General features: G+C 63.7%; 13 protein-coding genes. 9 read left to right on the plus strand and 4 right to left on the minus strand.

Going from position 1 to position 14856, the window contains the following annotated elements:
- Window positions 1–43 precede the first annotated feature (43 nt).
- From dndB to HKK72_RS01620, 7 genes are all read left to right on the plus strand, one after another.
- Window positions 44–1168, plus strand: coding sequence for a DNA sulfur modification protein DndB (dndB, locus tag HKK72_RS01590; RefSeq protein ID WP_187232369.1), 1125 nt, complete (start codon window positions 44–46; stop codon window positions 1166–1168).
- Window positions 1165–2688 (plus strand): DNA phosphorothioation system sulfurtransferase DndC, encoded by a 1524-nt coding sequence (dndC, locus tag HKK72_RS01595; protein WP_261986418.1) that lies wholly within the window; start codon window positions 1165–1167, stop codon window positions 2686–2688. Before dndB ends, dndC begins: the two co-directional genes overlap by 4 nt.
- Entirely contained in the window at window positions 2657–4669 is a 2013-nt protein-coding gene (gene dndD, locus HKK72_RS01600; RefSeq protein ID WP_261986419.1) for a DNA sulfur modification protein DndD, read from the plus strand. The genes dndC and dndD overlap by 32 nt, the downstream gene beginning before the upstream one ends.
- On the plus strand, window positions 4659–5036 hold the full coding sequence (gene dndE / locus HKK72_RS01605; RefSeq protein ID WP_187232370.1) for a DNA sulfur modification protein DndE: 378 nt from the start codon (window positions 4659–4661) through the stop codon (window positions 5034–5036). Before dndD ends, dndE begins: the two co-directional genes overlap by 11 nt.
- Window positions 5037–5213: 177 nt before the next feature.
- Window positions 5214–6947 (plus strand): DUF262 domain-containing protein, encoded by a 1734-nt coding sequence (locus tag HKK72_RS01610; protein ID WP_187232371.1) that lies wholly within the window; start codon window positions 5214–5216, stop codon window positions 6945–6947.
- Between the two features lie 513 nt (window positions 6948–7460).
- Entirely contained in the window at window positions 7461–8129 is a 669-nt protein-coding gene (locus tag HKK72_RS01615; RefSeq protein ID WP_187232372.1) for a DUF6585 family protein, read from the plus strand.
- Between the two features lie 333 nt (window positions 8130–8462).
- Window positions 8463–9677 carry a cytochrome P450 family protein gene (locus HKK72_RS01620; RefSeq protein WP_187232373.1) on the plus strand — a complete coding sequence of 405 codons (1215 nt, stop codon included), beginning with the start codon at window positions 8463–8465 and terminating at the stop codon, window positions 9675–9677.
- 210 nt (window positions 9678–9887) lie between these two features.
- On the opposite strand, the gene HKK72_RS01625 is transcribed toward HKK72_RS01620, so the two are convergent.
- Window positions 9888–10325 carry a MerR family transcriptional regulator gene (locus HKK72_RS01625; RefSeq protein WP_187232374.1) on the minus strand — a complete coding sequence of 146 codons (438 nt, stop codon included), beginning with the start codon at window positions 10323–10325 and terminating at the stop codon, window positions 9888–9890.
- A gap of 27 nt (window positions 10326–10352) precedes the next feature.
- Between HKK72_RS01625 and HKK72_RS01630 the strand changes: the two genes are divergently transcribed.
- A complete protein-coding gene (locus tag HKK72_RS01630) occupies window positions 10353–11105 on the plus strand; it encodes an MBL fold metallo-hydrolase (RefSeq protein ID WP_187232375.1) in 753 nt (250 codons plus the stop codon).
- A 153-nt stretch (window positions 11106–11258) separates the two neighbouring features.
- Here HKK72_RS01630 and HKK72_RS01635 read toward each other — a convergent pair whose 3' ends face one another.
- Window positions 11259–11558, minus strand: a complete 300-nt coding sequence (locus HKK72_RS01635) for a putative quinol monooxygenase (RefSeq protein ID WP_187232376.1) — start codon at window positions 11556–11558, stop codon at window positions 11259–11261.
- A gap of 103 nt (window positions 11559–11661) precedes the next feature.
- Between HKK72_RS01635 and HKK72_RS01640 the strand changes: the two genes are divergently transcribed.
- Window positions 11662–12621 (plus strand): GlxA family transcriptional regulator, encoded by a 960-nt coding sequence (locus HKK72_RS01640; protein WP_187232377.1) that lies wholly within the window; start codon window positions 11662–11664, stop codon window positions 12619–12621.
- 212 nt (window positions 12622–12833) lie between these two features.
- Here HKK72_RS01640 and HKK72_RS01645 read toward each other — a convergent pair whose 3' ends face one another.
- The gene (locus tag HKK72_RS01645; RefSeq protein WP_187232378.1) at window positions 12834–13469 is read right to left on the minus strand and encodes a hypothetical protein; all 636 of its coding nucleotides are present in this window, start codon (window positions 13467–13469) and stop codon (window positions 12834–12836) included.
- On the minus strand, window positions 13466–14548 hold the full coding sequence (locus HKK72_RS01650; protein ID WP_187232379.1) for a hypothetical protein: 1083 nt from the start codon (window positions 14546–14548) through the stop codon (window positions 13466–13468). The genes HKK72_RS01645 and HKK72_RS01650 overlap by 4 nt, the downstream gene beginning before the upstream one ends.
- Between the last annotated feature and the right edge of the window lie 308 nt (window positions 14549–14856).

The following is a 14856-nucleotide window of genomic DNA, read 5'->3' on the forward strand; positions in this document are numbered from 1 at the left end:
TCAGCACGTCAAATAACTGACGTACGTACGGTACCGTAAGCCAGTGCGATCACCTGGGTCACCGTCGTCCGTTACGGGCACAACAGCAGGGTTTGAGTACGTCTTCCCGGCGATCAGGGGCGTGCAGGCGGGCCGTGAGTTCTATGTGTCGATGTGTCCACTGCGGCTCATCCCCAAGATCTTCCTGTTTGACGAGGAGGAGCTCGCTCCCGAGGTGCGCGCCCAGCGGATCCTGAATAAGGGGCGCATTCCGGCCCTGGCTGCGTACATCATCGACAATCCAGACGACTACGTCTTCTCTGCGCTAACTGCGTCAGTCGATGGTGACATGCGCTTTGCTGGCATCTCCGATGAGGGACCTGGTATGCGCATTGGGCAGCTTCATATCCCCATGGCGGCGCGGTTCCTCATTAACGATGGGCAGCACCGTCGTGCGGCGATTGAGTCCGCATTGAACGAGAACCCCGAGTTGGGTGACGAGACGATCGCCGTCGTCTTCTTCCAGGATGCGGGTCTGGCTCGCAGCCAGCAGATGTTTGCGGACCTGAACCGCCATGCGGTACGGCCAGCCCGATCCATCGGTGTCCTCTACGATCATCGTGATGAACATGCCAAGGTGGCCCGTCTGCTGGCGTTGAAGTCGCCGATCTTCCGTGGGTTCGTTGAGATGGAAAGCAGTACACTCTCCGCTAGATCAAGCAAGCTTTTTACTCTCAGCGCCCTGTACTACGCCACCCGCTCCTTGCTCCACGGGGTTGAGGACGTCAAGGACCATGCCGAGCTGGCAGATGCGTTCTGGTCGACCATCGATGAGTTGATCCCCGAGTGGCAGCTCGTCCGACAACGCAAGATGTCAGCGGCGGACGTTCGGCGCCAGTACCTCCACAGTCACGGGATCGCGCTCCACGCCCTTGGCCGGCTCGGCAACACCTTGCTCTGCGAGTCAGTTGAGCCAGAGTCGTGGCGCCCTCGGCTGAAGCCCCTGAGCCAGGTCGATTGGGCGAGAGTCAATCCAGACTGGGAGGGACGAGCGATTGTAGGCGGCCGGGTCTCAAAAAATCATTCAAATGTCGTACTCGCAGTGAATTATCTGAGGCAGAAGCTCGGGCTCGAACTCGGGCCCGAGGGGACACACGTGGAAGCGATCTACCTGCGAGGAGAGCGATGAGCGTGCTTCTGGGTACTCCTACCCGTCGGTCCATCCCTTTCAAGGACCGCGGCGGTCTGGCGGCGGTGGTCGCGGAGCTGACCGAAGAGATACGCGAGCTGTACCAAGCGGACTCAGTGCCATGGGTCGTGGGCTACAGCGGTGGCAAGGACTCTACTGCTGTCCTTGAACTGGTGTGGCTTGCCTTGCAAGGGCTGCCGGTAGACAAGCGCACCAAACCAGTCCACGTTATCTCCACCGACACCTTGGTCGAGAACCCGATCGTCGCGAGCTGGGTTACGCAGTCGCTCATCACCATGGGCAAAGCCGCTGAGGAGCAGCAGCTCCCTATCAAGCCCCATCGGCTGACCCCCGAGGTCAAGGACACGTTCTGGGTTGGGTTGATCGGCAAGGGATACCCCGCGCCGCGGCCGAAGTTCCGCTGGTGTACCGAGCGGTTGAAAATCCGGCCATCCAACTCCTTCATCCGTAACGTCGTCCGCGAGCACGGTGAGACGATCCTGGTCCTGGGTATTCGCAAGGCAGAGAGCCAGGCACGTGCCAAGGCTATGGCCAAGCACGAGAAGCGCAGGGTACGAGACCGGCTCTCTCCGAACGGCAACCTGCCCAATTCGCTGGTTTACAGCCCGGTCGAGGCCTGGACCAACGACGAGGTTTGGACGTTCCTCATGCAGCAGCCCAACCCATGGGGGCATGAGAACAAGGACCTACTCACCATGTACCAGGGGGCGTCCAGCGACGGTGAATGCCCGCTGGTCGTCGACAACACCACCCCCTCGTGCGGTGACAGCCGGTTCGGCTGCTGGACCTGCACTCTCGTCGACCAGGACAAGTCCATGTCGGCGATGATCCAGAATGACGAGGAGAAGGAGTGGATGCTTCCACTCCTTGAGCTCCGTAACAAGCTCGACGTCCGCAATGATGAGGGATACCGCGACGACAAGCATCTGCGGGACTGGCGGAAGATGAACGGCACGATCCAGCTGTTCAATGACCGCGTCGTCCACGGCCCCTACACTCAACAAGCGCGCGAGCAGTGGCTGCGTGAACTCCTCAACGCCCAGACCTGGATCCGAAAGAACGCACCGGATAGCGTCCGGGACATTGAGCTCATCACCATGAATGAGCTCCATGAGATCCGCCGCATCTGGGTGTTCGATAAGCACGAGGTCGAGGACGTCCTGCCCCGGATCTACGAAGAAGAGACGGGTGAGAAGTTCCCTGGCAAGCCACTCGACGAGCACCTCACCCTGGCTGGCGACGAGATGGAGCTCCTCCGGGAAGTGTGTGGAGACGACGAACTTCATTTCACTACTGTTCGCGAACTCTTGGCGGTGGAGCGCAAGTTCCGTACCATGACGCGTCGCGCAGGGCTGTTCGAAGAGCTGGAGAAGACGGTCCGCCGAGGCTACTACCAAGACAAGGATGACGCCGAGGCGCACGCACTTCGAATTCGTAAAGCCCAGGAAGCTCCAGAGCTGCCCCTCTTTGACGAAGACACAACAGATGCTCCTGCATAACGTCACTCTCGGGAACTTCGGCGCCTACAAGGGCGAGCAATCCCTGGACCTCACCACCAAGCCTGGACGTCCGATCATCCTGATCGGAGGCCTCAACGGGTGCGGTAAGACCACCCTGTTGGATGCGATTCAACTGGCTTTCTATGGCGCGCGAGCGCGTACCAGCGGCCGTGGTAGCCGGTCGTACGAAAGCTATTTGCGTGACAGCGTCAACCGGCAAGCGAGCCCCAAACACGCCCACGTTACTGTCGAGTTCTCCACAACCATCGAGGGGCAGGAGCGGCGCTACAAGGTCCGCCGTAGTTGGGAAGCCAACGGCAAAAGCGCCCGTGAGTTCCTCAACGTGCTCATCGATGGAGAGCTCGACCTGGTGGTGAGTGAGAACTGGGCAGACCACATTGAAGACATCCTCCCCCTTGAGGCTGCCTCGCTGTTCTTCTTCGACGGCGAGAAGATCGAATCGCTTGCCCATCCTGAGCGGGCAGCACCGGTCATTGAATCGGCAGTGCATTCGCTCCTTGGTGTCAACACCGTCGAGCGGCTCCGTACCGACCTACTCGCCCTGCAACGCCGGCAGAAGGTCTCGGACGAGGATAAGCAGGCCCTTGAGAGCATCCACCGTATAGAGAAAGACATCAGAGAATCCGATCAGCTCTGCGCCGACATCACTCAGAGGGTGGCGTCGGCACGTGACAGCCTGCACAAGTCCGAGGTCCACTTCTCTACGGTTGATGCGGCCTTTTCCCAGGAAGGTGGTGATCTCTACAACCGACGCGCTGAACTGGAGGCAGAAAAGGAGCAAGCGGAAGCCCTGCTTAAGAACATCAATGAAACGCTTGCCAATACGGTGGCTGCTGGCCCGCTACCTCTTCTTCTTCTTGGCCCACAGCTGGCCGCTCTAAGTGAACAAGTCCGGAAGGAACGTGTCGCCGCAGAGGCCATCCAGGTGATTGGGGTCCTGAGCGAGCGGGATCGCTTGCTCCTTGAGACGCTCAAGACTTTGGTGCCGTCCGATGGCCTTGCTGCCGTAGAGCGATACCTCGCTGAAGATCGGCAGAAGCGCGCAGAGGTAACCGCGGGCACCCGCCAGATACAGAACTTTCCAGCTGGCTCCCTTCCCCAGCTATCATCCCTCGATGAAGTCCTTGGCCAGGAGGTAAAACGGGCCAGCGAGCTTGTCGAGCAGGCACAACAGTTGCGGGAACGTCTCAGCACTCTTGAACGCCAGCTGGCCGGTGTGCCAGACAAGAACGTTGTCGCTGCTCTCGTCGAAGAGCGAGACGCGGCTCGCGATCAGGTAACCCAGTTGAAGTTCGTGCTGACTTCGGTGGAGGAGGAGCTAGCCAGCGCCCGGCGGCGCCGCGAACAACTGCTTGCGGATCGGGAGCGTGCCTACAAGGGACGTGCGCAAAAGCTCGCCAAGGCGGAGGCCGCCGCCCGTGTCATCTCCTACGCAGACCGTGTCCGTGACACTATGGAGAGATTCGGGGCAGCATTGCTGCGTCGACATATCAGCAGACTCGAAGTCGCAGTCTTGGATAGTTTTAACCGACTTATGCGCAAGAGCGAACTAGTACGGGATCTCCGTATCGACACTGAGAAGTTCACCCTCACCTTGATTGGCCCTGACGACGAGAAGCTGGACCCATCACGGCTCAGCGCTGGTGAGCGCCAACTTCTCGCGGTCTCCCTGCTCTGGGGACTTGCTCGAGTCGCCGGTAACCGCCTCCCTAGCGTGATCGACACCCCTCTTGGCCGCCTCGATAGCCGGCACCGCGAGCACTTGGTGGAACGTTACTTTCCGCACACCAGCCACCAAGTTCTGTTGCTATCCACCGACGAGGAGATCGACGAGCACCTCCTCAGCAAGCTGCAGCCGTCGATCGCGCGTACTTACACCTTGGTTCACGACGATAAGACCTTCACCACGACGATCGAGCCTGGCTACTGGTGGGCCACAGGAGCTACCTATGTCGCTTGACAGCGTTCGGCTCTCTCAGCCGGCAAAGGATCAGCTGATCAAGCTCAAGCGCATTACCGGCATCAAGAACTGGAATACCCTGTGCCGATGGGCGCTCGTGCTCTCCCTCCAGGACCCGTCGCCACCGCTTGTACGGGAAGTTGATACCGACTCGAACGTAGAAATGTCCTGGAAGACCTTCGCTGGCGCCTACGGTGACATCTATCTGGCGCTCCTGAAACAGCGCTGCCTCGTTGATGGCCAGGAACCTACCGAGGACAACATCTCTTATGCCTTGACCATCCACATCCATCGAGGGATCGGCCACTTGGCTGGCCGCCAAGGCCTCAAGAACGTCAGCGATCTAATCTCACTCGCCGCTGTCTGACGAACAGCGCGAGTTTCCCGTTGTGGTGCGATGAGGGCAGCAGACTCATGTTTCGGTTGTCCGAATTACTGAGATCGGGCGTCCGAGTAACCGAAATTTCCCCGAAGGGGCGGATGGATCTCATTTGCCCCTTCGGCAGTACTCCAGGCACCTGTGTGTGGGGCTACACTGCCGCGCATGTCCTCAGCACAGGTCGCCGACGCATCGTCGATCAATTTCATCCTCCCGGGAATCATCAAGCTTCTCACTGATCACGAACTCCGAGTTCCGGTCTACCAGCGGTCATATTCATGGCAGCAGGACGACCAAGTAGAGGACTTCTGGTCGGATCTAGAACGTTCCTTCGACTCCAAGGGAGAGTACTTCCTCGGTACCGTCGTCCTGGCTAAGGATGGCAACGAAGGGAAGAGAACCATCATCGACGGTCAACAGCGCTTGGCTACCGTCTCGCTTCTGCTTGCAGCGATTCGCGATGAGTTTGCCAATCGCGGCAGTGACAATCAGCAGGTCGTTCAGAATGACTACCTCGCCAAAAAGACGCTGACGTCTGATGGTCCGGAACCGCGCCTGGAGCTGAATCCTGATGATGACGAATACTTCAATAAGTTTGTCACAGGAAAGGATATTGAGCCACCTATACAAGGAGGTAAACCTCAGTTCGCGCGTACATCACACAAGCTGCTGTACGAGGCCTACAAGTATCTCGCTGGCAAGGTCCGGACGAACGCTGATGCGGCTGGAAGTGCGGCCACAGAGCGACTGTCCCAGTGGGTCATGTTCCTGCACAACAGGGCGCGAATCGGAGTCATTGAGGTGGCGTCTGAGGCGGATGCCTATGTTATTTTCGAGACTCTGAATAACAGGGGTGCCGACCTTACTACGGCCGACCTGCTGAAGAACTATCTCTACGGTCGCGCAGGCAACAAGCTGGATACGGTCCGGCATCGCTGGATTCAAGCACTCAGTACCCTTGAATTGACCGCTGCTGATCGGAAGTTCACGGCCTTCCTCCGGAACTACTGGAGCTCCTACCACGGGCTCACCCGAGAAAAAGACCTTTACAAGGCCATTCGTGACGACGTGAGTAATGCGACCAAGGCTGTTAAGCTCAGCGGAGACATCGCTGAAGCGGCGTCCCACTATGCGGCGCTTGACAACCCGTCGCATGATTCTTGGGGAACGCAACTGGGCAGTGCTGGAGAGACTAATATCGCTCTCTTGGCGGACTTTGATCTGTCTCCGAATAAGCCACTGATGCTTGCAGCACTGAAGCTCTTTCCCTCAGAAGAGATCCGCAACCTCCTGCGTGCCCTGGTCAGCTGGTCAGTACGTGGCATGATCCTGAACACCATGAACGCCGGGTCGGTCGAGAAGGAGTACTGTCGAGTAGCAGTCGAGATTCGGCGTGGCCAAATCTCGACCGTGGAGAAGGTTCGCGATGAGCTAGACAAGGTGATCCCTTCGGATCACGAGTTCAGGTCAGCTTTCGAGATCGCTCAGGTCAAGCGGAACAAGACGGCCCGTTACTACCTTCGCGCGTTGGAACGCGGTTACGCGGGTAAACCGGAACCCGAGTTGGTTCCAAATCCGGACGAATCTCAGATCAATCTGGAGCATGTCCTTCCCAAAAACGCCAAATCTGAAGAGTGGCCGCTATTCAAATCTGAGGAGCGGCCGGAGTTTGACGATATCGATACATGGGCTTACCTGCTGGGAAACATGGTGCTCTTGCAGAAGACCAAGAATAGCAAGATCGGCAACCGCTCTTTCGCGGAGAAAAAAGAAACGCTGTTGGAGTCGGAATTTGCCTTGACGAAGGAGGTTGGAAGTCTTCAGGAGTGGACTCCCGAGGCCATTACCAAGCGGCAGGAAGGGCTGGCTAAGCTGGCAGTAAAAGTGTGGCCTCGTTAGACGTAGCCACGCGTCGCGCGCAGCTCGGGCAGTCGTTCCAGGTACTCTTCGGGATTTGATAACACTGTCGATCTCGGCGATGGCGGAAGAGAGACTGGCGTACTTCATTTATTTCAACCGCCGAGTCTGCGTGCGAGTCTGTCCAGGGCCCTCTTTTGTGTCATCAGCAGTGCACGCCCACACCCGGTGGTGTGCACCTCAGATGAGCTTATGCTGTGCGTCGCCACTCGCTAGATCGCCGATTAGATCAGCCGATACGACCCTGCACTCTGTTCACCGGGGCATGACGTGGCCGTGCGACTGAGTGGACTCGGTGAGGCGCGCGCTACGGTGGGGCGCAGTCGCTGTGGCTCGACCTGCTCCCGGCGAGCCAGCACTTGATCACCTGCTCCTGGCGCCGCGCTGGCCAGCCGCAATCGAGTACCGGTTTCTCGCTATCGCGCGAGATGGGTTCGGCGCCCGCTATACCTGACCCGTGGAAGATCAACAGTATGAGCGGGATGCGGAGATCAGATGCCGCGTCAGGAAAATCCACAGGCACCACAGCAGTACGTCGATCTCGCGCAGGCGCGCCAGATGGGTCGCGTGGTCCAGGTCCTGCAGGGCGGTTCACGCCTGCAGTCCATGCGGAACAAGCTCCTCACGATCAGCCTGTTCGAGGGCGGGTCCGTGCTCGGGCTTCCCGATGATCCGAAGCCGTTCGACTTCCGGTACGACGAAGTCGACCGCTTCACCCAGCACGCCGTACGCAAGTACGTCAACGGCGGCTACCGGGGCACGGACTTCACCTGCTGGATCGGGCTGTACGACGGCCGTACGCATCGAATCGGCGGCCAGACCACCCCGTCCGAGCGGCACATCGTCGAGGACTTCATCCAGTACATCGACCCGCGAATCGCGACGGCGCAGCTTCTGCGGATGCAATCCGCCCTGCGGCAGGGACAGCCTGTCGAGTTCGGCGACTACGCGCTGGAGGCCGGCGGCCTGCGCCTGGCGTACGGGTTCGGCAAGAAGAAGCAGAAGAGGCTCGCCTGGCCGGATGTCCAGGAGGTGACCATCAAGGCCGGCTCCGTTCAGGTGAAGGCTCGCGGGAAGCGCCTCACGTGGGCGACCGTGAACGTCTTGAGCGTGCCGAACCTGACCGCCTTCATGACCCTCGTCCGCGCAGCGACCTCTGGATAGCGTCGGCCGCTCGTGGCCGGAACGCATCGCGATCGCTCTCGCCACCGTTAGTTGTGGCGCGGCGCTGCGCTGACGGTCGACACCCTCGATTCATAAGTCCTCTCCACAGGCTGTGGACAAAGTCGGCTGCCGACTGCGCCTGACATCTCCACATTGTTGAGAGTCCGGTGGTGAACCGGCCGCGCCGACGCCGCGCACCCAGGTGATTCCTCGAACCTGAGTTGGAATCCGGCTCACCTTTTTGGGTGATCAAGAAGCAGGCGATTTCGAGTAGCGTCGGATTCGTCGTGTCACCGGACGCCGGCCGGACGCCGGACCTGATCGGAGTTGAGCATGGCGGAATCGCCCCCGGTAACGTCGCCGTTCGTTGAGGCCGCGCCGGCTGTTCGGCATGCCGCGTTCGCTGAACTGGCGGCGGCCGGGCCCGTGCAGCGGGTCACGTTGTTCACGGGGGTGCCGGTATGGCTGATCACCGGATACGCCGAGGCGCGGGAGGCGCTCACCCATCCCGACATCATCAAGGGCAGCGGTGGTGACGGCCCACATCGCGACGCTGTCTCGGCCGAACTGGCCGCGGCGATAGACCACCACCTGCTCGGCGCCGACCCGCCCGATCACACCCGGCTGCGCCGGTTGGTGTCCGCTGCGTTCACCCGGCGACGGATCGACGGGCTGGAGCCGGGAATCCGGCTCATCGTCGACGGTCTGCTGGACGATGTCTCGCTCGCGGGGAAGCATGGCGCGCCCGTCGATCTCCTGGCCGCCTTCGGTTACCCGCTCCCGCTCACCGTGATCAGCGAGCTGCTCGGCGTACCGGCGGACCGGCGGCACGACTTCCAGGAATGGACGAAGGTGGCCATCAACGGTTCGGTCCACTCCGCCGAGACCTTCGTCGCCGCAGCGACCTCGTTGATCGCCTATATCCGGGAACTGATCGCGCAGAAGCGGGCCGACCCGTCCGATGACCTCCTGTCGGGATTGGTCGCGGTGCGCGAGGACGGCGACCGGTTGTCGGAGGATGAGCTGACCTCGATGGTCTTCCTGCTGCTCGTCGCCGGCTATGAGACCACAACCCATCTGATCTGTGGCGGCATGCAGACGCTGCTGGCCCATCCCGACCAGCTCGACCTGGTGCGCGCCGAACCCGATCGGCTGCCCGCAGTCGTTGAGGAACTGCTTCGCTGGAACGGCTCGGCGCAGGTGACGATCCCCTACCGGACCGCGGCACCGGTGCGGATCGGCGGTATCACCATCCCCGCCGGCGAGGTGGTGTTGCCCGCACTGCTGCCCGCCAACCGCGATCCCCGCCGATTCCCCGACCCGGAACGACTCGATGTCACCAGGCAACCGGCATCGCACCTGGCCTTCGGCCACGGCATCCACCACTGCCTCGGCGCGCCGCTGGCCCGGCTGGAGGCCAGGATCGCGCTCGGCGCCCTCATCGACCGATTTCCGAAGATGCGCCTGGCCGTCCCCCCGGAGGAGCTCACCCTGCAAGCCAGTCTGCTCATCAACGGGCTTACCACTCTGCCGGTCGCCGTGGACTGACACGATCCGGAGGCACTGGACCGCTACCGCCGAGGTGGGCCCTGGGCGGCCTTGCGGAAGACCGCCACGAGGCGGTTGCGGTCGTCGGCGCGGGACGCCAGGACGACATGGCACGGCTCGACGCGTCGGCGTCGGCCACGGCGATCGTGTGGCGCTGATGCCGCGCCGTCGCTGAGAAGGTCGGCGCGGGCGGTCACTGACCCACCTCGGTCAGACGTACGAGTGTGGTCTCGCGCTTGGTCCGGCAGGGGGCGGAGGGGGAATCCGGGACGCGATCCGGTCGCGAGCGTGTTCGCACTCGGCGAACGGTATCGGGCAGGCGAGCGCGTGCTCGATCAGCTCCTTGGCCGCTCGTGCCCGTGAGATGCGCCGCTCGAGTTCTTCGGCATGGCGGCGCAGCAGGTCCCGATGGTCCATCGGGTTGGGCGTGGAGAGCAGCGTACGCAGCTCTCCCAGTGTGAAACCGGCCTCCTTGCCCATGAGGATCAGCGCCACGCGTGCCAGGTCGGCCTGCTCGTACGAGCGTTGACCGCCTGCGCCGCGCGCGGGCTCGAGAAGACCCATGCTCTCCCAGTACCGCAGCACGTGCGTGGGAAGACCAAAGCGCTCCGCCAGCTCACCGATGGCCAGTTCCTCGCTTGACTTCATGTGTACATTAACCGGCACCGTGACGGCATGATCAAGCCATCGATCGCCGTCACCCGCGTGGTCAACTCCTGCGTGCTGCTGGAATTGGACGGCCATGTCGTACTCACCGACCCGTGGTTCACGCAGCGGTGGTGGTTGCGCCGTGGAGAGCCTCTGGGCCTGCGGCTTCAGGACCTGCCGCCGCTCGCCGCCATCGTCGTCACCAACCTGGCCACCAATCATTGGGACCTGCGCGCGCTGCGCTCTCTGCCGGCCAAGGAGAGCACACCGCTGTACGTGCCCACCTCGGGCATGGCCCGCCGCGCCAGGGCGCTGGGCTTCCTGCGCGCCGAGCGGCTCGGCTGGGGCCGATCCCGCGACATCGCCCCCGGTGTCTCCATGCGGGTCGTTCCCTCCGGGCGGACGCTGGTGTGGCCCAACAACGCCTATGTATTCGATTCGGCGGGCGGCCGGGTGTTCTTCGGCGGTGAGATCGCCGAAGTCGCGCCATTGGAGCGGTACCGGGCCGAGCAGCCTTCGGTGGACCTCGCCCTGCTGCCGGTCAACGGGTTGCGGCCGCCCTTGGGCCCGCGCATGGTGATGGGTCCGAAGCAGGCCGTCGCCGGGTCGTCCGTGCTCGGCGCGCGGGTGCTGGTCCCGGTGCACGATGCCCACGGAGACGACCTGCTGTCGCGACTGTTCCGCACCAGCGGAAACGCCTCGGACGCCGTGCGGCTGGCCGGCCCGGATCTGCTTGTAACAGATCTGCCGACCGGTGAGCGGTGGGAGCTGCCGTGTTGAACCTGCGCCGACAGGGCGGGTTCACCGCATTCATGGAGAGGGCACGTGGCCTGAGACGCGACTTCGACCCCACGTACACGGAGGCCGGGCACTGGATGCCCGAGGATCGCCGGTCACCTGAGGTCGCCGTCGCGCTCGGCGGGCGGCCGGAGGTCAGGGCAGTTTAGTCGCCAGCAGGTCGACCGGCCGGATGTCGGGTGGCGCGCTGAGCATCGTCGGCGCGACCTCCATCAGGGCGGCCGCGATCTTTCCCTCCAGGTGGGCGTGGCGGCCGTCCTCATCGGCGAACGTGTCGAAGATGCCGAAGGTGGTCGGGCTCTCCCGGAAGGCGAACCAGGTCACCGTCTGCTCCTCCTCGCAGGCGAGCCGCAATGCGTACCGCAGCATGGTCTGGACTTCGGAGGCGTACTCCGGCTTGGCCTCGATGCGGGCCAGCAGGCCGATCGTCGTCATCACGCGTCCCATCTGTCGATGCCGGTGTCGGTCGTGACGACGTTATGGCCGCGTGGATTTTTTATGGAGTGTCGGACACGACGAATCCGATACCGTTCCCGTCATGAATGTGACCGTTCTGGCCATTGATGGGGTGTTCGACTCCGGGTTGTCCGGGATCCTTGACGTTCTCCAGGTGGCCAACGGCATGCGCGGTGAGCTCCCGGTGCCGCCGCCGGAATGGAAGGTCACCACGGCGGGATTCCGCCGTCGGGTGCACACCGGGCTTGGGCACGTGGTGAGCACCGCGCCGATCAGCGAGGCCGAGCACTGCGACCTGCTCATCGTGCCGGCGCTGGCGGAACGGCGTCCCGACGCCCTGATCGAGGAGGTCTCCGGGAGCGGAACGGTCGCCGTCCGGGCGCTGCTGGGGCGGGCACTCGCGCGGAAGACGCATGTCGCCTCGGCGTGCACCGGCACGTTCCTGCTGGCCGAGGCCGGCGTGCTGGACGGGCGGCGGGCCACCACGGGCTGGTGGCTGGCGCCACTGTTCCGCAGCCGCTATCCCGCCGTGATCCTCGACCAGACGCGGATGGTGATCACTGCCGAGGGAGTGACCACCGCCGGTGCGGCGTTCGGGCACGTCGACCTCGCGCTGGCGGTGGTGCGCATGCGCAGTCCCGCGCTGGCGGACCTTGTCTCGCGCTATCTCGCCGTCGACGAACGTCCGTCCCAGGCCGTCTATACGATTTCCAGCGCGCTCGCGCAGAGCGATCCGACCGTATCCGCCTTCGAGAGGTGGGCGCGTACGCACTTGGACGAACCGCTGAGCGTCGGCCGGGCGGCGCAGGCTCTCGGTGTCAGCGAACGCACGCTGCAACGCTCCGTGCAGGCCACCCTCGGCACCTCTCCCGTGCGCTTCGTTCAGGATCTGCGGGTGGAGCAGGCCACCCACCTGCTCAGGACCACCGACCTCGCGCTGGAGACCATCGCGCGGCGAGTCGGGTACGAGAACGCCAACACCCTCCGCATCCTGCTCCGCGAACGTGCCGGCACGACCGCGGGCGCGCTGCGCCGGGGCTGACTCCGGGACTCGGCGACCGGCGACGGTTTCAGCGGCTACAGCGGCCGGTGGTCGTCACGCTTCGCGCCGAGCTGCTGAAGAAAGGCGCAAAGCCGTCCAGAGCCTCGGCGCACTCAGCTCGTCTCAGCCGGGCCACCAGTCGGCGCCACCGTGGCACGAGACGACGGCCGCTCAGCGCCATCCCACCAGGCGAGGACCACGCGGGGTCACCTTCACTTCGCGGGCAGCACCTTCAGCAGTTCGGCCGCGAGCCGCTGCGCGGTGGCCCGCACGGTGGCGAGGTCGGTGCGCGGGTCGCCGTCGGGGAAGTCGGTGGTCTGGTAGATCACCTCGACCAGCAGCAGCCCGTCGCGGATCACCACCTCAGCGTTGCGGCTGGACTCGTCGGACGAGGTCTTGATCTTGGCCTCTGTGCCCAGGCCCGGCAATGGGGTGTACGGACCCCCGGTCGAGTCGTACCGCTCGTGGAACTGTCGGCGGGCCCCATCATTCTGTCCCCCGTAGGTGTCGGGGTCCGGGCGATGGGCCCGCAGAATCACCATGAGGCCGGGCCTAGATCCGGCCCTCGCCGTCTCGAATGTGCAGCCGACCTCGTTGCGGTCCACGGTGCGGCGGTCGAATTGCGGATGCGGAGCCGGCGTTCCGGGAAGGATGCCGCCTGGGAGCGCGGTGCAGAGATCGGGCAGCGGATCGTGCACGTCGGCGGCGCGGACCCGTTCGAAGAACAGCGTCGAGAGGTCGAGCCCGGTTAGGGAGAACATCAGGGTCATCGCGGTGAGGACGGTGGCCGACGACACCCAGATGGTCTCGGCGCGGGTCAGCGGGAGGGCCCTGCTCCGGCGGCTCATGAGCGGCTCCCGTCGAGATTGGCGACGGCGGCCCGGATGGCTTCGGACACCTGCTGCTCGGCTGCGGCGCGCGTCAGCCCGTACCCGCTACTGCGCAACTCCACCTCGACCTTGTAGCCGCCGGTCGACGCGCGGGCCGTGGCCTTGACGGTGCCGGAGTCCAATGCCGACCAGAAGTAGCCGTCTGACTTCGGCACCGGATGGATCACATGCTTGGCCCGGTCGACCCGCCTGTCCTCCTTATGCGAGGTACGGGCGTAGTCGCCCGCGTACGAAACGGCCGACAGACTGAGCACCGCAACGTTCCGCTGCGTCTGGTCGTTCGGGCGCTGCCAGCGGCATCCCTCGCCGGGCCTCGTCGCACCCGATGAGTCGGTTCCGGCGGGGACGGAGCCGGGGATGATCCGCTGGGTCACCTCCGCCGGGATGAGCCGGCAGTTCAGCACGTCCGGCGGGCCGGTGAACAGACCTGAGAACAGCGCGATCACGACCGCCAAGTCGGCGGCGATCACGACCGCCGACAGGCCTGCGACCAGCGCCCGCCGGCGCATGGGGGGCACCGGCACCTTCCGGCCCGCCGCGACCTGGGCGGGGTCCAGGCCGGTGGCCTCCAGATGCCGCTGCTGCAGCTGCGTGAGCTTCTCGGAGATGCCGCGCCCCCGACGGCCGGCCGGCATCCGCACCCAGACCACGCCACCGTCGTTCAGATGCAGCACGGGCAGGACCCCGGCGGCGCCCCGATGCGCCTTGATCGCGGCGATGTCGTGCCAGGGCACAAAGGTCCGGCGTAGCAGCCGCCACGGCCTGCCGACCTCGCTACAGGTGATCCCGGCCCTGGTCACCACGGTCTTACTCCGGGCCTGCGTCACCAGGACCAGGCCGATCAGCGCCGTCAGCGCCGCCAGCGCCGGCCATCTGGCCCTGTTCTCGTAGGGGTCGTCGTCGATCAGAGCGAAGATCAGCGGGGTGAGCAGCCCAGGCAGGACCAACGGCAAGAGCGGAATGGCCAAAACTCGAGCCAGCCGATGCGTCCACGGCACCGAGAACTCGACGGTGTCGTGGGTGCTGTTGGGAACCACGGGGTACTCGCCTTCTCGGGTTATCGGCACCCTAGCGATCTTTCCGGGTCTGTGAGCTTCCCCTCGGGAAATGCGCCGTACCGAGACGAGATCCAGCGAGGACTTCGCCACGCTATGGCGCGACGTCGAAGCAGGCGCCCATGCGTTGGTCACCCGGCCGAAACGGCCTCCTCGGTCATCCACGGTCCGGGAGGGCCGTCACCTTCGTCGGTGTTGATGAGCCGACCAGCAGGCAACGGAACCGACAGCGCCCGTTTACCGGCTCCGTCCGCGAATGGTTCGCGAGCTCGGCTGGAAACAGCTGTTGA

The sequence above is a fragment of the Actinomadura sp. HBU206391 genome (genome assembly GCF_014323665.1).
Classification (GTDB): Bacteria; Actinomycetota; Actinomycetes; order Streptosporangiales; family Streptosporangiaceae; genus Actinomadura_C.

Excerpts from the sequence above, each read along its gene's own strand:
- dndC (WP_261986418.1), top strand. The coding sequence starts at position 1,165 with ATGAGCGTGCTTCTGGGTACTCCTACCCGTCGGTCCATCCCTTTCAAG.
- dndE (WP_187232370.1), top strand. The coding sequence starts at position 4,659 with ATGTCGCTTGACAGCGTTCGGCTCTCTCAGCCGGCAAAGGATCAGCTG.
- HKK72_RS01610 (WP_187232371.1), top strand. The coding sequence starts at position 5,214 with ATGTCCTCAGCACAGGTCGCCGACGCATCGTCGATCAATTTCATCCTC.
- HKK72_RS01615 (WP_187232372.1), top strand. The coding sequence starts at position 7,461 with ATGCCGCGTCAGGAAAATCCACAGGCACCACAGCAGTACGTCGATCTC.
- HKK72_RS01620 (WP_187232373.1), top strand. The coding sequence starts at position 8,463 with ATGGCGGAATCGCCCCCGGTAACGTCGCCGTTCGTTGAGGCCGCGCCG.
- HKK72_RS01625 (WP_187232374.1), bottom strand. The coding sequence starts at position 10,325 with ATGAAGTCAAGCGAGGAACTGGCCATCGGTGAGCTGGCGGAGCGCTTT.
- HKK72_RS01630 (WP_187232375.1), top strand. The coding sequence starts at position 10,353 with ATGATCAAGCCATCGATCGCCGTCACCCGCGTGGTCAACTCCTGCGTG.
- HKK72_RS01635 (WP_187232376.1), bottom strand. The coding sequence starts at position 11,558 with ATGACGACGATCGGCCTGCTGGCCCGCATCGAGGCCAAGCCGGAGTAC.
- HKK72_RS01640 (WP_187232377.1), top strand. The coding sequence starts at position 11,662 with ATGAATGTGACCGTTCTGGCCATTGATGGGGTGTTCGACTCCGGGTTG.
- HKK72_RS01645 (WP_187232378.1), bottom strand. The coding sequence starts at position 13,469 with ATGAGCCGCCGGAGCAGGGCCCTCCCGCTGACCCGCGCCGAGACCATC.